Origin of the sequence: Siminovitchia sp. FSL W7-1587 (genome assembly GCF_037963795.1) — a bacterium.
GTDB classification, from domain to species: Bacteria; Bacillota; Bacilli; order Bacillales; family Bacillaceae_C; genus Siminovitchia; species Siminovitchia thermophila.
Genome location: NZ_CP150169.1, coordinates 3,700,610 through 3,718,997, shown reverse-complemented (window position 1 = coordinate 3,718,997; position 18,388 = coordinate 3,700,610). Strand labels below are relative to the sequence as shown.

Here is an 18,388-nt window from a genome sequence, read left to right as displayed (position 1 = left end):
GTATGTGCATTATATTTGCCGCCTACAAATCCCACCCTGATTTCAACCTGATTGTCGCCGCAAACCGTGATGAATTTTACAGCAGGAAAGCGGCTCCGGCCCACTTTTGGAAAGACGACCCCAACATTCTTGCGGGAAGAGATTTGGAACAAATGGGTACATGGATGGGCGTAACATTAAGCGGCCGATTTGCGGCTTTGACAAATTATCGAGATCCAAACGAAGAACAGGCAAACAAACAGTCCAGGGGACACATCGTCCGAGATTTTTTATCGGGATCGGAAGAACCGGAACATTTCTTGGATGGTCTCCAAAGCAAGAAGAAAAACTTTCGCGGGTTCAATCTGCTCGTTGGAAATCAAAGCTCACTGATGTACTATTCCAATATCGAAAACAAAGCAAAAGCACTGCGCCCAGGAGTTTACGGCCTGAGCAACCACTTGTTGAATTCCCCTTGGCCTAAAGTGGAAAAAGGGAAGGCATCTATGCTCAAATTAATAGCTGAGAAAACAATAGATCATGAAAAATTGTTTGAAATACTCCGTGACGATGAACCTGCACTGGAGGACGAACTCCCTAAAACCGGAGTTCCGTTGGATTTAGAAAAAACGCTTTCATCTATCTTTATCCGAAGTCCCCATTATGGAACCCGCTGCTCGACAGTCCTTACAGTCAGTAAGAAGGGGGAGGTGCAGTTGATTGAACGAACCTACTCAAACCCTTCGGAATATGAACGCCGTTTTCAGTTTAAGATAAACGAATTTTTATAACGGAAAATTCAGATATATCCTTTATATAAAAAGCTGTTTCCGGGTTGATGTGCCCGTTAAACAGCTTTTTATTTTTTAGGCAAGTGTATGACGACTCCTTGAACAACACGAATATTTTCATCATCTACTTGTCCTTCTTGTTCGTCCTCTTTTCTGCTCCAATTTTTAACGAGGTAAAATAAAGCAATTCCATAACTCGCGAGTTGGATCGCTTTAAGCAGTCCCCCGCCAAGCTGCTGGTCATACACAGCCGTTATCGACGGAATAAACTGGGTGGCGGTCGCTTCATAAATCGGGTAATGCACCTGATGGATGATAATCAATAAATAAATTCCGATCGGCATGAGCAAAACCGCGTTTAAAAAGATATAAGCCACTCTTGTGAAGTAAGAAAACTTGCTTATTTCCGGAAGCGGCATAATAATCGTCCACCACATTAAAAAGCCCATAAACATTAAAAATAATTGACTTATAATGGAAAGAAGCAAACTTTCGTGGACGATGTTGAAAAACCTCGGAACAAAATAAACGGTCAAGGCACCGTTAAATAAAAGCGCCGCCATCCAAGGATGACCGAACAACTTAATCGCAAATTTTAAACGATGATTCCAGAAATACTTTCTGGCCCACTCGGCCGGCATGCTTAAAATGAGAAGCGGCAACACAATAAATAGAAGCGCCATAATTTCAAAGACGTGGGCACTAAACAAAAATGTGTCGGCAATCACTTTCACCGGGCTTCCTTTCACAATATAAAAGATAAAAGCGGCGATAAAAAAGTATGTGACTTGCCTTTTGGTCACGACATACCGGGAAGAGCCGGCCACCTTTTTATAATATAAAAATGACAATAGAACTACAGCAACAAAAGTAACGGGGCTCCACAATTCTAACCAGGAATAGCCTGAAAGAATAGTCGTGTTCAAGTAATTGGTCCCTCCTCTCCCGCATTACTCGACTTGCCTGCAGCACATTTTATTATTATCTTATCATGTATTTTCCGGTGCCGAAACCTTTAGATGACAAATCCGTGAACAATAGATATAATCGGGTTTTTAATGAAAATCTGGGATAAATTGGAGTGCGTGCCGGCTCTTTTAAACCACTTTATATCGAAGGCTCTCCCATATGAATTCCATAGATTGACTTTTTAACGCCGGCGATTCGAATTTTGCCAAGCGCAAGGCGAGTGTTTTAGATGGAATCCTTCCCGAAAGAAAATTCCGGGGCGATTATGCCCCGGAATGTGTGATTAGCTTCTTAATTCCGCCCCCGCTTTTTTCTGGACAGCCTCCACTACTTTAGAATGGGCTGCCGCCACTTCTTCGTCGGTGAGCGTTTTGTCAGGAGCAGCAAAAGTCAGTGAGAATGCGATCGACTTTTTGCCTTCCGGCATATGCTCTCCTTCATAAAGATCAAAGACATATATATCCTTGAGCCATTTCCCGCCTGCATCCTTGATAATAGATGCCAATGTACCGGCATCTACGGCCTTGTCAACCACAAGCGCGATGTCCCTTGAAATCGCCGGAAAGCGAGGAATCGGCTTGTATCGCAATTCCGGATGCTCATAATGAAACAGCGGTTCAGCCATCAATTCGAACAAAATCGTATTTTTTAAATCGAACTCTTTTTGCAAGTGTGGATGCAGCTGGCCGACAAATCCAATTTCTTCGCCGGCTAAATAGATTTGCGCCGTACGACCGGGATGCATGCCTTCGATTTGTGCAGGCTTCCATTCGATGTGGGGATCCACGCCGAGCTTTTTGAATAACGCTTCTAAAATCCCTTTTGCCACGAAAAAGTCAACCATTTTTTCTTCCCCTTGCCATGGATGGTCAACCCATATTCCTGTCATAGCCCCAGCGATATGTTCCCTTTCTTCTGGTTGGCGCCCTTCTCCTTCGTTTAAGAAAACGGAGCCGATTTCGTAAAGAGCAACTGATTCATTTTTCCGGGCAATATTGTACGACAAGGATTCCAGTAATTGGGGAATCAGGCTTAATCGCAGTCGGCTTCGCTCCTCACTCATCGGCATAGAGAGCTTTACCGGTTCCCGATGTTCAAGAGAGAACATCACTGATTTGGCTTCACTTGTCAGCGAGTACGTAATCGCTTGGAATAATCCTGCCCCTTCAAGGAAGTCTCTTGTCATTCTCCGGTTTCTTTGTGCTTTGGTCAACCCACCGGGAGTTGCCTCTCCTTTTGGCAATGTTTTTGGTAAACGATCATAGCCATACAACCGGGCCACTTCTTCAATTAAATCTTCTTCAATCGAAATGTCGCCGCGTCGTGTTGGGACTGTGACTGTAATAAGGCTGCCTTCGATTTGAACCCCGAATTTTAAACGCTCAAAAATCTTCTTCACTTCATCCATACTAATTTCCGTACCAAGTACACGATTGATTTTTTCTAAAGTAATGGACACAACCGCCGGCTCAATCGATAAATGATTCGCTTCGACAAGCCCTGTCAACACATCTCCGCCTGCATATTTGGCCATTAATTGCGCCGCCCGCTCGGCCGCGGGGCGCACCCGTTCCGGGTCAACACCTTTTTCATAACGCTGGCTTGCTTCACTTCGAAGGCCGTGATACTTTGAGGTATCGCGAATGGATTGTCCTGAAAAATAAGCCGATTCTAGTAAAATCGTTGTCGTATCGTCATTTACTTCCGAGTCGGCGCCCCCCATAACACCCGCAAGTGCTACTGGGACTTTTCCGTTTGTGATGACAAGCTGTTCGGAAGTCAATGTCCGCTCAATTTCATCCAATGTAACGATTTTCTCCCCTTCGCGGGCACGACGAACAACGACTTCTTTGGAGCCGAACAGGTCATAATCAAAGGCGTGCAGCGGCTGGCCATATTCAAGTAAAATATAGTTTGTAATGTCAACAACATTGTTATGTGGCCGGATACCGGCTGCCATAAGACGCATTTGCATCCAAAGCGGCGACGGTCCGATCTTCACATTTTTAATGATTTTGGCTGTATACAACGGATTATCCTCGGGTGCTTCTACTTTGACGGAAATCATACTTTCCGCTTTCTCGTCTGTTTCGTTGATTTCAATATCCGGCAAGTTGACATCTTGGTCAAGGATGGCCGCTGCTTCGTATGCCATGCCCAGCATACTGAGGGCATCTGCCCGGTTTGGCGTTAAATCAAGCTCAAGTACTTCATCATCCAAATTGAGCAGTGGTATCGCGTCGGTGCCGGCTTCGACGTCATCCTTGAAAACGTAAATACCGTCTGCGAACTCTTTGGGAACGAGCTTTCCTTCGATCCCAAGCTCCTGAAGGGAGCAAATCATGCCGTTTGACTCTTCTCCACGGAGCTTCGCTTTTTTAATTTTAAAATTACCTGGCAGAACAGCCCCAACTTTTGCAACGATGACCTTCTGTCCTTTTGCGACATTTGGTGCGCCGCAGATGATCTGGACAGGCTCGCCTTCTCCAATATCCACGAGACATTTTTTGAGTTTATCCGCTTGGGGATGCTGTTCGCATTCAAGGACTTCCCCTACGACAATTCCTTTCAATCCTTTGCTGAGCTGTTCTACCCCGTCTACTTCAATTCCGCTTCTCGTTATTTTTTCCGCCAGTTCGGCGGCTGTTATATTTCCCAAGTCAACGTATTCTTGCAGCCATTTATAAGAAACTAACATGTGTTTACCCTCCCGATCTATTCTTGGACAGCGAATTGTTTAAGAAAACGAATATCATTTGTATAGAAATGGCGAATGTCATCAATTCCATATTTCAGTATGGCGATTCGGTCAGGCCCCATTCCAAACGCGAATCCTGTATATTTTTTCGAATCAAAACCGGCCATTTCCAGCACGTTCGGATGAACCATGCCCGCCCCCAAAATTTCTATCCAACCCGTTTGTTTACAAACGCGGCAGCCGTCGCCCTGGCAAATTTTACAGGAAATATCCATCTCGACGGATGGTTCCGTGAACGGGAAAAAGCTTGGACGCAAGCGAATTTCCCGATCTTCCCCGAACATTTTTTTCGCAAACACTTCAAGCGTTCCTTTCAAGTCACCCATTGTAATGTCTTCATCAACGACAAGCCCTTCGATTTGCATAAATTGATGGGAGTGTGTCGCATCATCATCGTCACGTCGATATACTTTTCCTGGACAGATGATTTTGACCGGCCCTTTCCCTTTGTGTTTCTCCATTGTTCGGGTCTGTACCGGCGATGTGTGAGTGCGGAGCATGATTTCCTCTGAGATGTAAAAGGAATCCTGCATATCACGCGCTGGATGTCCTTTTGGAAAATTCATTGCTTCAAAATTGTAATAGTCCAATTCCACTTCGGGACCTTCCGCTACTTTATATCCCATGCCGATAAATAAGTCTTCCACCTCTTCGATAATTTTCGTAAGCGGATGACGGCTCCCCATTTTAACCGGCCTGCCGGGAAGCGTAATGTCGATTGTTTCCGATTCAAGCTTCTTGCGAACAGCTTCTTGTTCCAATTCCTCATGTTTGTTTTCAATCGCTTTGGCAATCGTCTCTCTCACCATATTGGCGAGTGCCCCCATTTTCGGGCGCTCTTCCGCTGATAATTTGCCCATGCCCCGTAACACTTCCGTAATGGGCCCCTTTTTTCCCAGATACGCAACACGAACTTGATTTAACTCTTTTAAATTAGCGGCATCTTTAATTTCCACAAGCGCCTTCGTCTCCAAGCTCTTTAACTTTTCCTCCATTTATGAATTCCTCCTTCTTTTATTGCAAATAAAAAAAGCCCGCCCCCAAGCAAGGGACGAGGCTATGGTCGCGGTACCACCCTTATAAACATGTTATCATGTTCACTTCATTGTCATAACGGCCGTGCCGGGTCATCTTTACGCTGTTGTTTGCCAGACAGCGGTCCCGATGCCAACTCGAGAGATGAACTTCACCTGGATTGTCACTGAAAATGCTTGCAGTCAAGGCACTTTCTCCCTGTAAGTTTCCTCCGGTTACTTTTCTCCGTCATCGTTTTTCCATATAGATATTCACATTATAGCCGTTCATTTTGAAAAATTCAAATCATGTTCTTAAATGATACATAAGGATACCGGCAGCGACTGCCACGTTCAAGGATTCACTTTTTCCATAAATTGGTATATAAATGTTTTGATCGGTTATGTCAAGGATTCGTTCCGAAACACCGGCACCTTCATTGCCAACGATCAATGCAAATGATTCCGCTGGGCGTATCTCTTTGTAAGTGACCGCGTTGCGGAGTGCTGTACCGTAAACAGGGATGCCTTGGGCTTTTAATGGCGGAATCCATTCCAGTACATTGCCCGAGGCAATTTGGAGGTGAAAATGGCTGCCTTGGGCTGAACGAATCACTTTCGGATTATATAAATCCCCCGTACCTTCGCCAAAAATAACAGCCTCAACACCCGCCGCATCCGCCGTCCTGATCATGGTTCCGATATTTCCCGGGTCTTGCACGCCATCCAGCAGCAAAAAACGTTTGTTGACAGTTGGATCAGGCTTCACCAACTTTTTTTTACAAAGAGCGAACATACCTTGCGGAGTTTCCGTCCCTGATATCACATGGCAGATTTCCGGGGAAATGAACGTAATGGGAATATCGGCTTCTTTGACATATTCCGGGATCGGCTGATTGTGTTCAATCATCAGCTCGATAAGCTCATCTGTTTTTAGCGCTTCTTCTATCAGATGAGCTCCTTCGATCAAATAGGTCCCGGTTTGGTCGCGCCCTTTTTTTGTATGCAGTTTTTTCCACGCTTTGACACGCGGATTTTTCACAGATTGTAATACGTCCATGACAAAGTATTTCCTTTCTGGTTATATCCCGCAATAACGGATAGTCAGCCCCACATAATCTAAAGGGTATCGAAGGGATTATTCGGGACAACCGCCACTCAAAGTCCGATTGTTTCGGGTCGACAACAACGCACCAGGCATGGCATTTTTTCAATGATGGCAACCACAAACAAAGGAGTGGTGATAGGCAAAATATACGAGTGCAAGCGAAGCGGCAAAGCGGAAATTGACGCATCGTCAGGGCTTGAAAAAAGCGCGAGCTTTAAGGTAAGGATAGCTCTTAACAGGAGTTATGGGTGCTTAAGGGTTGCAGACTCATAACGCCGCATCGCGAGCGCCTTCCCCCTTCTGATTAAAGTTTCGCTTTATCATTGTACATAATTCTGACCGTTTGCGAAAAGCTAATAAAAAGATTTGAAAAGGAGTCTAAAGGATGGATATAAATATTCGAAAAGCCGTAATCCATAACGTATCAGATAATGACCAGGCGCAATTGCGGGATACGATCGTTGATGCCATTCAGCGCGGAGAAGAAAAATTGCTTCCAGGGCTAGGAGTTCTTTTTGAAGTCATTTGGCAACATGCTGATGAACAAGAGAAAAGCAATATGCTCGAAACATTAGAACAAGGCTTGAAACAGTAAAAGCGGCATAAAAGCCGCTTTTTTGCTTTAAAAAAGCATCTTGAATGTTAACAAGCCGTAGTGCGCGGCTACACCAAAAACAATAGACCATAACGCCAAGCTGCTTGTCATCCACAGCAGTGTCCAATTTCTCGTTGCTCCAAGGGTTAGACCAATGAAAGCCGCAATGTGAATACCAATGAAAATCGGTCCAAGCAAACTAAGGCCCGGCAAACCATATTTATTCCAAATTCGCTTCGCTCTCTCCAGCCGCTTCCCGGATGTTTTTTGCTCCCCTTTTTTTCTCACCCAAAAATCCTTGATTTTATCAAATAAATATACGAGTAAGATGATTGTCGACAAATTACCAAGAAAAGCCACAATCACAACATAAGTCGACGACAAACCCCGGATGATGCCAAGCGGTATGACGGCAGCCACTTCAATCCATGGTACAGCTGCCAATAAGAAAATAATGACATATTCCCATATACTTCCCATCGTTTCTCCTCTGCAATAAAAAATCACGAATGAACATTCCCAAATTTTATTGCTTTAACCAATGTTTTCGAGCACTACCTGATTCTCTCCGTGCTCCATCATCCATAAATGATGTGCTTTGCCGTCTCCCGATCCAATCTTTTAACGACCTCTGTAATCAATTTCACCGTATTTTCATAATCATCACGGTGCAAAATGGCTCCATGTGTATGAATGTAGCGGGTTGCGATCGTAATCGCTATAGATGGCACACCCTCTCCGGTCAAATGCGTAGCTCCGGCATCGGTTCCGCCACCGGGCATAGCATCAAACTGGTAAGGGATGTCATGCTCGTCAGCGGTCTTTGTGACAAAATCCCGAAGCCCTTTATGAGATACGAGGGAAGCATCGTATAAAATAATTTGCGGACCTTCACCTATTTTTGCTTGGGCTTCTTTTTCCGATACACCGGGTGTATCTCCGGCAATCCCTACATCCACCGCGATGGCAATATCAGGTTGAATGCGGTTAGCCGCAGTTTTAGCACCTCTTAAACCGACTTCTTCCTGGACAGTGCCCACTCCGTACACGACGTTTCCATGCTTTTCATCTTTTAGGTTTTTCAAGACATCTATCGCAATAGCGCAGCCAATACGGTTATCCCATGCTTTCGCCAGCAGCATTTTTTCATTTTTCATTACTGTGAATTCAAACGATGGCACAACCATGTCTCCGGGACGGACTCCCCACTCTTTTGCTTCTTCTTTGCTGGATGCGCCAATGTCAATAAACATATCTTTTATATCAACCGGCTTTTTTCTCGCTTCAGGAGATAATATATGGGGTGGCTTGGATCCGATCACGCCCGTTATGTCACCGTTGGCCGTCACAACCGTTACCCGCTGTGCCAACATCACCTGTGACCACCAGCCGCCAACCGTTTGAAAGCGCAAAAATCCTTTGTCATCAATTTGCGTTACCATGAAGCCAATCTCATCCAAGTGCCCGGCAATCATGATTTTCGGGCCATTTGTTTCACCCGTTTTTTGGGCAATCAAGCTTCCAAGGCCATCAGTGCTGATTTCATCACAATAGGGAGCTATGTACTTTTCCATCACTTCGCGCGCTTCCCGTTCATTTCCGGCAATTCCTCTTGCATCCGTTAACTCTTTCAGCATTGTCAGCGTCTCATCTAATTGCTTCATTTTATTTCATCCTCCATTGATCGAAACTTATAGTTAAATGGCTGAAACGAAAAAAGCGATCTTAATATCCTTCATCTTGCCGTTTATAGTTTACCTTGTTTTTCATTTTATAAGCTTCTTGCACTTCATCCATCGAAAATCCGAGTGAATGTCCCAAAACAAAGTATCTGCGGAGTAACTGTTCATAATCTTCCGCGCTCCTCGATTGGCGCAGAGCGTTCACACGTTCAAATACCGCAAGGAATCCACGGACTAAATCTTCATTTCCTTCATGAGATATAATAGAGAACTCCCTTTCCTCCAACCCGAGATCCAGCCCGATCGATAAAATAAAATGTATGCCATCGACGAATTCCTCTAAGATCTTTTCCCTTTCCGCTGCCGGCTTTTTGCTCCAAAATTTAAAGCATCTTGTTTCATTCGCCAATTCTCCGATTTCTACTAGTAAAGCCAATATTTTTTTGTCTGTTACATCTTCTTTCTGTAAACCATGATTTGTTTCTATATAACGGTCCAGCTCCCGCTGCATGGTAAACCAATCCTGAAAAGTCATTTTTTGGCTCACTCCTCTTTTTTAAAAAATTATACCAGAAATGAAACCTTTTCGCTTGTTTGTACGTATATGGGGGTATTGATATTGAATGGGAGGAATCGTCATGATTTTGCTGTTTAGGATCGCTATTTTGGCACTCATTATTTACTTATTTTATACAGCAATCAAGTTTATTATTGATCCAAAGAGGAAGCTGGAAAGCGCCCATGAACAGAAACGATTCTTTTTTTATGATATCCCTGACAACATAAGAAAAAATTTTCTCATTACTTATAAAGGTGTCATGTTTGAGGGAGAAAAATATTTGGGGACGACTGACAAGTCATTTGAAGTCGTATCCATTTTTGTTTTTCCACATAACAATGATTTACTTCATGGATTGGGTTATGAAGATTTTGTTTTTATTGAAAACGAAATCAAATTGCGCTATCCCAATGCAGTAATTGACTGGAAAAGCCCGATCAAAGAATTGCTGAAAAAAAACAGAGCGGACTAATTTATGCCGAATGGTGGCCAAAAAAATCAGACCATTTAATGACACTGACCCTTTCCCTTAGAATATAAACCAAAATGAATAAAGATATAACAATCATTATGGCCATGAACGGTGAAAAGCTGGTAATAAATTCTCCAAATACAGTGTAGAAAAAAGCGAGCGGAACATTCGTTGCAACTGCTCCCCTCATAAATCCGCGAAAATCAGGCCGCCTTTCCAATAGACAAAGGTTGAGCAAGTGATAATGAAAAAAAGGAATGAGCCTGAGGACCGCAATTTGGCCGACCGTCATTTTTGTATAGGGACCGAACCATTTCGTTTTGATGGACATGAGTTTGGACCGTGTCCTGTGAAGCTTGCCGATGCCAAAATAAAATACGGCCGAAAGTACGAGCAATCCTGCCAATGAATAAGCCGTTCCCAACAAACTTCCAAACATCATACCGCCAGCCATGCAAACAAATGCAACTGGAATAAACATAAATTGCCTGACAACATGAAAAAAAATAAAGATCACGGGGGCTAACATTCCGCTATCCTTCACGAGTGAAAGCATTATAAATAATTGCTCATTCAAGGTGATCACCTGCTTTCCTCTACAATTGTATTTTCATGTTGTTTTGGTTATGACTGATGGCCAAGAAGTAACAAACGGCTTAAATCGTGTTTAGCCACGTACGGATAAATCGGATCGAGCTTACATTTTAAAGTAGGTTGTCGAGCTTCCGAAACGACCGTATACCAATTTCCCTCCGTTATAACGTATATTATTCATTCCTGTTGACAGCCGGAGCCAGGTCGGGAAAATGGATGACCGCATTGAAGGCCTACAAATCCGAGGCGGTGATGGTAGCTATCCGAGCTGCACGTGCTACAGCGGGGAAAGATAAAATCGTTATTGTTACAGGTGCGTTTCATGGGACTTTTGATGGAGTCGCAGCACAAAGGGCTTATACTACAAAGTTTTTAAACAGCACACCAATTAGTTTAGGAACACTATAAACAAAACTTTGCCGAAGATATTATTGTTTTAAAATATGGAGATCATGCGGGAAGTTTCACTTTATTCGTTATTGATCAGAAGCACTATTCCACCTCCCCCCCGGTTAGCGAGGCATAAGGTTTGTATGCATATCAGCCATGAATCTATCATCATATAAAATGAAGTGATGGCCAAACACGCCAGGCTGTATGGAATGAAGCGCAAATCCATAGTGTGCCAGCCTTATCTGGATCTGCTTGCCAAACGGCCAAGAGCGATTAAGTATTCAAATATGTACGACCAATTCCCTCCAGTGTGGACAAAGTTTCTCCGCGACTGTACAGAAGAGGAACAGAAAGCTATTCTTCGGTTATTGGGAAAGCTTCTGAAAAAAAGTGACTTTTCTCTGTTAAACGAAGCGTTGGCTCTGGCTTGGGCCAATGGCCAGCCAAGTGCCGAAGAGATCCAGCACACTTTTTCTCTCTGATTCATCAGGAAAGCCGACATATCTTCCTTCTTTTTTGTTTATATGTCTTTTACTTTCCTAATATTTGAAATTCTCTTTATAGACAAAAGAGTGTTTCAGGATATGTTTTTAAATAAGTTAGTTTATGATATGTTGTATTAAACCGAGCTTAAATTTATTCTGGAGTGGAGGGGATCTTTTGGCTCCATTTATTTTAGTAATCATTTCTATTATTGGTTATTTCATTATCTTAAATAGTAAAGTTGAGAATAAGGGGTTAATCATTTTTGAAAAAGTGATATCATCTTTAATTTCGGCATTACTAATTTCATTGTATTTCGCGCAATTAGGTTATACTCCAGTAGAAAATCGAGAAATAGGCGTTCCCTATAGTTCTTTTGAAGAACTATTCGGTATTTATCTTACTTTTTTCTTGCCTGTTTATTTAGTGTATGGAACCGTCCTATCTTATTTTATAGATTATAAATCTGCAAAGCTAGAGATACACAATTTATTTTTAACGTATGTTGTGAAACTTATTGGATATGCTTTAGGAGGCATCTTAAGTGTAGGTGTATTATTAATTTTAATTTCCACCTCAACTTCTATGTTAAATATTGATAACCCATTTAGTATATTAGCAAGCTTAGCAACCGGAATTGTGCCATCACTACTTTTGTATCACGTTTCCTTACTTGTCAATCTTTTTTTAAAAACACTAAAATTTTATAAGTGAGATGATTTCCTCTTTGTTTCTTACCTTATATCCCACTAGATCTTCTACAGTCATTCCATCCACTCCGGCTGCACCTTTATTCCTTTTCACCTGCTTGAATGCTTGATTGAGGTGTTCTCTTTCCAGAATTTTGTCGAGTAGTTTTTCTTCGTACACGCTCGTTATTTCATCTCTGTCTCGTGAAGTTGGTATCCACTTTTACGCATGATGCCAGTGGTCTTTTTTCCTCTTCCAATCAAGATTTCTAAAACGATAAAATGGTTCTCAGCCTTTCGCTCCTTCTAACTTTCATTAGACTTCTTCACTACTACGTCTTCTGCTGACTTCTCACTATCCAGTCTTACATCGCTATAAGATTTTGGCGTAGATCAGTGTGACCTCCTCAGTTAAAGCGCGAACTCTTTCCCTCCATCTATCTGCCATATATACACCGTATGATCAGTCGTAGCTATCGGACTTTAACTTCTTTTGCAGTCTTATCCTCGTACGTTGCCTCTTATATGATTTCTGTTCGTCAGACCAGAGGTTTGCCTCGAGCTTCCTTCAGATTCCACGTCCCATGGACACCCTTGCCATTAGCTAACAGTTCCTACTGCCAAGCCTGTAGTGGACTTTCACCACCAAGTTATAGCCCATGCCGGGCGCAAATAAAAAAACCATCCCATTATGATGGCATGGTTTTTCATTTACATGTTTACAATGCAGATTTTGCTTTGTTCGCCAGTTCAGCAAATGCTTTTTCGTCAGAAACAGCAAGGTCTGCAAGCATTTTACGGTTTACTTCGATGCCGGCTACTTTCAAGCCATGCATTAAACGGCTGTATGAAAGACCGTTCATGCGGGCAGCGGCATTAATACGTGTAATCCATAGTTTGCGAAAATCGCGCTTTTTGTTTCTGCGGTCACGATACGCATACATATAGGATTTCATGACTTGTTGATTGGCAACTTTAAATAATCTATGTTTAGAACCGTAATATCCTTTAGCTAATTTTAATACTTTTTTGCGACGTCTGCGAGTTACTGTTCCGCCTTTTACACGTGGCATTTGATTTCCCTCCTATGATGAATTGCTCAATGAATTATTTAATATTGTCAAGAAGGTGACGGATTCTACGGAAGTCACCCTTTGAAACGAGCGCTGATTTGCGCAATTTGCGTTTTTGTTTTGTAGATTTATTTGCAGCCAAGTGGCTTGTGTATGCATGTGAACGCTTCAATTGGCCTGAAGCTGTTTTCTTAAAGCGCTTCGCCGCGCCGCGGTGTGTTTTCATTTTTGGCATGTCAATTTCCTCCTCAAAATTACTTTTCCGTTTTCGGTGCTAACACCAAGAACATGCTTCTGCCGTCCATTCGCGGTTTTGACTCGACCGTAGCAACATCGTTGCATTCTTCGGCAAATCGATTCAAAACTTTCTGGCCAATCTCCTTATGGGTAATGGCCCGTCCCCGGAAGCGAATGGAAGCCTTCACTTTATCTCCCTTTTCAAGAAACTTTCTTCCATTGCGGAGTTTTGTGTTAAAATCATGTTCATCAATTGTGGGACTGAGGCGAACTTCCTTCACATTGATCACTTTTTGATTTTTGCGTGCTTCTTTTTCTCTTTTTTGCTGTTCAAAACGATACTTACCATAGTCCATAATTCTGGCTACAGGCGGTTTCGCATTCGGTGCAACAAGCACGAGATCAAGGTTAGCGCGGGCAGCAATATCAAGCGCTTCATTTCGGGATTTCACTCCGAGCTGATTGCCATTTTGATCAATGAGACGAAGTTCACGGGCACGTATGCCCTCATTTACAAACATATCTTTGCTAATAGTTAGCCACCTCCAAGTTTTTTTAAGAATACTTTGTTTGGTAAAATGGGCTGTTCGATCGTTCCTTCACTTGCTTTTTCGCCTATTTTAAAAACATCCAAAACAAAAAAGCACGGGTATGCAGAGGACCCGCGCTATTATCACTTATCATGTAAAATGTGAAAAATAGATTATGAATTCGTAACCTGTCAACAGCCAAATTGCGTCAATCAGGCGAGAAGCGGGCAGCTCCTTCTTACACAAACGAGTATTCGATTCACCTTAGTAAATTTACCATATACAAGAAGTTTTGTCAAATGACATTTGTTATAAATAATGATTGTTCATGTTAAAAATTATGCCATCCAAATAGCACTTCATATCGCTTGATATAGTGACGACTGCTTTTTGTCTTTTACAATCCCTGTTTTCGATTTTCCCTATGGGAGAGCCTGGATGGAAATTGTACACCATGATTTATTGGCCATGTGGTGTAGCTTGTCGCACTCTATGTGAGTGCGTAGATTGAAATCAGTTGACTATCCAACTATTGTCTCCATTCCGTCAGTCGCACTCTACCTAGAGGAGTGTTTTCACAATTTAGTAAGCATTGTAACAGAATATAAGAGATTAAAACCGAATACATACCTCTAACTTTTTTAGAGAGGTCAAATGCTTATTTGCTTTCAGATGATTTCGTTAGACAGTTCCAACTTTTAGTGGTTTTTCCAGCACCATTAGGGCCCAAAAGTCCAAATGTTTCTCCTTTTTTTACTTTAAAAGATACATTATCAATAATTATTTTTGAATTCATTTTTTTATGTAGGTTTTTAATTTTTAAGACCTCATTCATTGTTATCCCCCTTATTCAGGTTAATAAGGACAGTCATGCCTTCTTGAATAGAACCTCCTTTTCACTTGTCGTCAATTTTAAACATTTATTAAAGCATCTAATTAAAGCATTTCTCGCTTTCTCCACAAGAAAATGCCAATCAGCCCACAAAAAACAACAATCAGCATATTACTAAGAAAAGCCGTAATAAAGGCTGTCTGATCTGCTGGCAAAGACATTGTACTGACATAAAAGAATGGAGCAAACATTCTCGGCATAGTGGTATACACATATGCGATGCTAGTCCCTATACCGACTAGAACAAAACTGATGTACAAATAAGTTTTATTCAACGGGAAAAGTAAGATTATTTGCAGCATCATAAATAAGGCATATAATCCACTAATAAATATCACACTTATCCGAAATAACATCGTTTTGACAGAAAGAGAAGCATTCACCCAATCCGGGTAAAACTGCAAACTGTACGTGCTGAAATTCCAATTGTTTTCAAATAACAAGCAACCAATCAACAGATGTAGAAAAACGAATAAGAGAAAAAGAAGAACACTTAAGATACTTTGCATCATACACGTAATTCCCCATATAATGACTCGTTTTTGCAATCGCGGCAACACGTAGTTAAACAACTGATCAACAATGGTTGATGAAAGTAAGGAGAAATAAAGAAAAATGAACATGAAAAGTAGCCATGATAAGATAAATGTAAATAATGTCGGACTTTGCCAACCACCAACCGTAAACATCAAAAAGTCTAATGCGTTTCCTTCTACTTCATAGATTAAGAAATATTGACGCAACCGCAACCCTTGTAAGAAAGCAAGAATAATGAAAAAAAGCAACAGTATGATACTTGTTTTTTTCGTAAATATCGACCTTAATTGCAGGAATACGAGTACATTCATTTACTGGTCCTCACTTTATTTATGTCACTGGATCGTATTTTCCACATCATTAGTCCAAAAGAAAAAATAATCCCGATGATCAAATACGCACTGGAAAATGCGTTTGTAAAGTAAGGGACCGAGATCCCAAATGGGGCATAGTTTGCATGCATACCGACAACATATTGTGTAAAAGGTAACCAAAGTAAAAAAGGACTGCCGAGTACATAAAAAATATTATGTATAAAGCCGAGCAAAATGATTACAGCCACCGCAATACCAGCCCCTCTTGTATAAACAGAGATAACAAGCGTCAGCATTCCGATAAAAGTTAGACCAAGTATAAACGTTGTTAGGATCATGACATATGTCATGATGGAACTAGCACGTTGGTCTGCTAAAAAGAGATAATGGTATGTTTCTCCGGAAAAAGGAATACGGAAAACAGCCACTACAAAGAGTGCGGTAATGACAACTAAACATGTAAAGATAATGGCCATCAAAAAAACAATGGCGCATTTCGTGATAAGATAATGAAAACGACTTTCCAATCTGGAAAGTATAAGATATATAAAGCCATCATCAAAATCGGCTGTGATTAAATCTGCAATCAACACAGCAAACAAAACGGGAAATATAAAAAACATCACAAATTGTGCTGAATTAAAAAGGCCGACTATATAATCCTGTACGGTTAAGACTGCCCCTTCTGGGATTAAATCCAATAATTCTAAAAGGGTATAGACATTTTTCTTATTAAAAATAGCATTTAATATGAGTATACCTGTGACAACGGCTAGTCGTTTCCAACAATGCCTCAAATATTTGGCGATTTCAAAAGGCATCATGATGATTTTTTATCCTTTAATAGTTGATAGTCTAATTGCAAATCATCAAAAAATGAATGGAGCTCTTTTTCTGTTTCAAAAGGTATACGAATCACCGGGTTTCCGTCCAGTCTTTCACCAATACGGGCATTTGTTTTTATTTGTAGCACTTTCTCTACATCTTCTAATTTATTTAGCATTACTGTGTAATAACGCATGTTTTCTTGTAAGACAACGGTCTGATTTTCGATCTTAAAGACACGATCACAATAATTTTGGATATCCTCCATACTATGAGAGACAAATAAAAAGCTTGTACCTCTTTTTTTACACTCGTCAATAATGTTTCCGAATAACGATATTCCTTCTTTATCTAACGCGTTAGTCGGCTCATCAAATAAAATAATTTCTGGTCGCTCCATAATTGCTTGCGCTATCCCTAAGCGCTGTTTCATCCCTAATGAGTAAGCTTTCACTTTCTTTTTATTATTTGGATCAAGGCCCACTTGTTTTAGCGCATGATAAATATCTTCCTTATCAATTTGATTCCTAATTTTTGATAAATAATAAAGGTTGTCAAAACCGGTTACATTTTCTAAAAATGTCGGTGATTCAATAAGCACCCCTATCCCGCCAGGTAAATTCCCTACTAATCCTGGTTGGATAGATTTGCCGTTTATAAGGATCTCTCCCTTTGAAGGGTAACTTAAGCCTGCTGCAAGTCGAAGGATGGTTGTTTTTCCAGATCCATTCGCGCCTATGATACCGACAACTTCTCCAGCACGCACTTTAAATGTGACATTTTGTAGAATCGTTTGTTCGCCTATACTTTTATCGACATGATGAAATACAATTCTATTCTCTTCTGTCATTCATATCTTCTCCTTTTATAATAACAAAAGCTTTTCTCTTTGAAATTTCCATTCAAACAGCCAAATGACGAATAGATAACTCAGCCCTCCCAGCGCGATCCAATATAAAGGTATAACAGCCCAGTAAAATGTGCTTGTGATATAATCTCCAGCCATAGCCATTGGAGCAAAATCATAAAAAAAAGCTCCTAATTTTCCATCAAGGAAAAGCGGAAATGACATGAAAATTTCTGATAGTCCGATGAAACAAACATACGGAAGCATGATCGAAACATAAAGGTTCTGAAAAATAATGCCAATGATTATCGTCAAACAGCTATAGAAAAAAGCCATAAGCGCACTATTAAGGATAATGAGCAAACAATATATCCATGGATTATGTACCAATAAATCCGTTGCATAATTGATGTTATCAACACTCGGCTTCGTTAATGGAAAAATCAATAGCAAGCTGATAAACAGGAGCAATTGGCAAAAAAAGAGAAATAAAAAACTGCTGAAACCAATCGATAGCACTTTACTGCGAATATACTGCCGCAGACTTGTCCTCATCAAACTATAAGATAATAGACTGGAGCGCCTTTCTTTGATAAAAAAATCTCCTGTTGCTAATGTGACCAGCAAAGGCAGGAAAACCATTAAAACACCAGACCCTCCACCTTGAATCATAACAAAGTATTCAAAAGCGGACGTCGGTGTAAAATAAGGATTCCCAACGGGTTCTTCACTGCGAATGAACAAAATATTGCCCGCAGCAATTAGAAGATAGAAAAAGAACGCCATCCACGTAAACTTTTTCTTTATCAAACTTTTTAAACAATCTTGTATAAATCTATAAATCATGTGCATTCTCCTTAATGCAGTTGTTTAATGGGTAAAAGGGAGTGACTAATCTCCGGCCTTCACATTAGTACGTTAAGGTTCGAAACAGGGCAGCTCATTTAAACTTGATGACGCGAAGTTCTCATTTATGTTAACTAGATTTCCTTCTTATGCCATCCTCTGCTTCACCGTCCTGCAGCCACGAGATTGACCAATAGTCACC

At 41.2% G+C, this 18,388-nt stretch carries 21 protein-coding genes, 1 pseudogene and 1 other annotated feature; of the genes and pseudogenes, 6 read left to right on the top strand and 16 right to left on the bottom strand.

Annotation, left to right across the window (positions count from 1 at the left end; translation table 11 throughout):
• Positions 1 to 2: 2 nt before the first annotated feature.
• Complete coding sequence (locus NST31_RS17595) at positions 3 to 770, top strand: NRDE family protein (protein WP_339162290.1); 768 nt, start codon at positions 3 to 5, stop codon at positions 768 to 770.
• 68 nt (positions 771 to 838) lie between these two features.
• Here NST31_RS17595 and NST31_RS17590 read toward each other — a convergent pair whose 3' ends face one another.
• From NST31_RS17590 to NST31_RS17575, 4 genes are all read right to left on the bottom strand, one after another.
• Positions 839 to 1,696 carry a cytochrome c oxidase assembly protein gene (locus tag NST31_RS17590; RefSeq protein WP_339162288.1) on the bottom strand — a complete coding sequence of 286 codons (858 nt, stop codon included), beginning with the start codon at positions 1,694 to 1,696 and terminating at the stop codon, positions 839 to 841.
• Positions 1,697 to 2,022: 326 nt separating this feature from the next.
• Positions 2,023 to 4,437 carry a phenylalanine--tRNA ligase subunit beta gene (gene pheT / locus NST31_RS17585; RefSeq protein ID WP_339162284.1) on the bottom strand — a complete coding sequence of 805 codons (2,415 nt, stop codon included), beginning with the start codon at positions 4,435 to 4,437 and terminating at the stop codon, positions 2,023 to 2,025.
• A gap of 17 nt (positions 4,438 to 4,454) precedes the next feature.
• Positions 4,455 to 5,492: a phenylalanine--tRNA ligase subunit alpha gene (gene pheS / locus NST31_RS17580; protein ID WP_339162281.1), complete on the bottom strand. Its 1,038-nt coding sequence runs from the start codon at positions 5,490 to 5,492 to the stop codon at positions 4,455 to 4,457.
• Positions 5,493 to 5,817: 325 nt separating this feature from the next.
• Positions 5,818 to 6,570 (bottom strand): RNA methyltransferase, encoded by a 753-nt coding sequence (locus tag NST31_RS17575; RefSeq protein WP_339162278.1) that lies wholly within the window; start codon positions 6,568 to 6,570, stop codon positions 5,818 to 5,820.
• Between the two features lie 433 nt (positions 6,571 to 7,003).
• On the opposite strand from NST31_RS17575, the gene sspI reads away from it, so the two are divergent.
• The gene (sspI, locus tag NST31_RS17570; RefSeq protein ID WP_339162277.1) at positions 7,004 to 7,213 is read left to right on the top strand and encodes a small acid-soluble spore protein SspI; all 210 of its coding nucleotides are present in this window, start codon (positions 7,004 to 7,006) and stop codon (positions 7,211 to 7,213) included.
• A 27-nt stretch (positions 7,214 to 7,240) separates the two neighbouring features.
• On the opposite strand, the gene NST31_RS17565 is transcribed toward sspI, so the two are convergent.
• The 3 genes from NST31_RS17565 to NST31_RS17555 form a co-directional block, all read right to left on the bottom strand.
• Positions 7,241 to 7,693, bottom strand: a complete 453-nt coding sequence (locus NST31_RS17565; protein WP_339162274.1) for a small multi-drug export protein — start codon at positions 7,691 to 7,693, stop codon at positions 7,241 to 7,243.
• A 98-nt stretch (positions 7,694 to 7,791) separates the two neighbouring features.
• Positions 7,792 to 8,877: a M42 family metallopeptidase gene (locus NST31_RS17560; protein ID WP_077110132.1), complete on the bottom strand. Its 1,086-nt coding sequence runs from the start codon at positions 8,875 to 8,877 to the stop codon at positions 7,792 to 7,794.
• A 61-nt stretch (positions 8,878 to 8,938) separates the two neighbouring features.
• Positions 8,939 to 9,430 (bottom strand): dUTP diphosphatase, encoded by a 492-nt coding sequence (locus NST31_RS17555; RefSeq protein WP_077110131.1) that lies wholly within the window; start codon positions 9,428 to 9,430, stop codon positions 8,939 to 8,941.
• A gap of 103 nt (positions 9,431 to 9,533) precedes the next feature.
• On the opposite strand from NST31_RS17555, the gene NST31_RS17550 reads away from it, so the two are divergent.
• Positions 9,534 to 9,926: a sigma-w pathway protein ysdB gene (locus tag NST31_RS17550; protein ID WP_077110130.1), complete on the top strand. Its 393-nt coding sequence runs from the start codon at positions 9,534 to 9,536 to the stop codon at positions 9,924 to 9,926.
• Position 9,927: 1 nt separating this feature from the next.
• On the opposite strand, the gene NST31_RS17545 is transcribed toward NST31_RS17550, so the two are convergent.
• Complete coding sequence (locus NST31_RS17545) at positions 9,928 to 10,503, bottom strand: VTT domain-containing protein (RefSeq protein WP_077110129.1); 576 nt, start codon at positions 10,501 to 10,503, stop codon at positions 9,928 to 9,930.
• Positions 10,504 to 10,736: 233 nt separating this feature from the next.
• On the opposite strand from NST31_RS17545, the gene NST31_RS17540 reads away from it, so the two are divergent.
• From NST31_RS17540 to NST31_RS17530, 3 genes are all read left to right on the top strand, one after another.
• Positions 10,737 to 10,928, top strand: coding sequence for a hypothetical protein (locus tag NST31_RS17540; RefSeq protein ID WP_077110128.1), 192 nt, complete (start codon positions 10,737 to 10,739; stop codon positions 10,926 to 10,928).
• Between the two features lie 194 nt (positions 10,929 to 11,122).
• Positions 11,123 to 11,395, top strand: a complete 273-nt coding sequence (locus NST31_RS17535) for a hypothetical protein (RefSeq protein WP_077110127.1) — start codon at positions 11,123 to 11,125, stop codon at positions 11,393 to 11,395.
• A 178-nt stretch (positions 11,396 to 11,573) separates the two neighbouring features.
• Positions 11,574 to 12,110: a hypothetical protein gene (locus NST31_RS17530; RefSeq protein WP_339162270.1), complete on the top strand. Its 537-nt coding sequence runs from the start codon at positions 11,574 to 11,576 to the stop codon at positions 12,108 to 12,110.
• A 694-nt stretch (positions 12,111 to 12,804) separates the two neighbouring features.
• Here NST31_RS17530 and rplT read toward each other — a convergent pair.
• The 8 genes and pseudogenes from rplT to NST31_RS17490 form a co-directional block, all read right to left on the bottom strand.
• Positions 12,805 to 13,158, bottom strand: a complete 354-nt coding sequence (rplT, locus tag NST31_RS17525) for a 50S ribosomal protein L20 (protein ID WP_077110125.1) — start codon at positions 13,156 to 13,158, stop codon at positions 12,805 to 12,807.
• A 34-nt stretch (positions 13,159 to 13,192) separates the two neighbouring features.
• A complete protein-coding gene (rpmI, locus tag NST31_RS17520; RefSeq protein ID WP_077110124.1) occupies positions 13,193 to 13,393 on the bottom strand; it encodes a 50S ribosomal protein L35 in 201 nt (66 codons plus the stop codon).
• 19 nt (positions 13,394 to 13,412) lie between these two features.
• Entirely contained in the window at positions 13,413 to 13,916 is a 504-nt protein-coding gene (infC, locus tag NST31_RS17515) for a translation initiation factor IF-3 (RefSeq protein ID WP_139345566.1), read from the bottom strand.
• Positions 13,917 to 14,026: 110 nt separating this feature from the next.
• Positions 14,027 to 14,171: a sequence feature (ribosomal protein L20 leader region), on the bottom strand.
• A gap of 454 nt (positions 14,172 to 14,625) precedes the next feature.
• Positions 14,626 to 14,760: pseudogene (locus NST31_RS17510) on the bottom strand (ATP-binding cassette domain-containing protein); the annotation flags it as partial.
• A gap of 101 nt (positions 14,761 to 14,861) precedes the next feature.
• Positions 14,862 to 15,665, bottom strand: a complete 804-nt coding sequence (locus NST31_RS17505; RefSeq protein ID WP_339162267.1) for a hypothetical protein — start codon at positions 15,663 to 15,665, stop codon at positions 14,862 to 14,864.
• A complete protein-coding gene (locus NST31_RS17500) occupies positions 15,662 to 16,492 on the bottom strand; it encodes a hypothetical protein (protein WP_077110121.1) in 831 nt (276 codons plus the stop codon). Before NST31_RS17500 ends, NST31_RS17505 begins: the two co-directional genes overlap by 4 nt.
• Complete coding sequence (locus NST31_RS17495) at positions 16,489 to 17,343, bottom strand: ABC transporter ATP-binding protein (RefSeq protein ID WP_339162264.1); 855 nt, start codon at positions 17,341 to 17,343, stop codon at positions 16,489 to 16,491. Before NST31_RS17495 ends, NST31_RS17500 begins: the two co-directional genes overlap by 4 nt.
• Positions 17,344 to 17,358: 15 nt before the next feature.
• Complete coding sequence (locus tag NST31_RS17490) at positions 17,359 to 18,186, bottom strand: hypothetical protein (protein ID WP_339162261.1); 828 nt, start codon at positions 18,184 to 18,186, stop codon at positions 17,359 to 17,361.
• Positions 18,187 to 18,388: the final 202 nt, after the last annotated feature.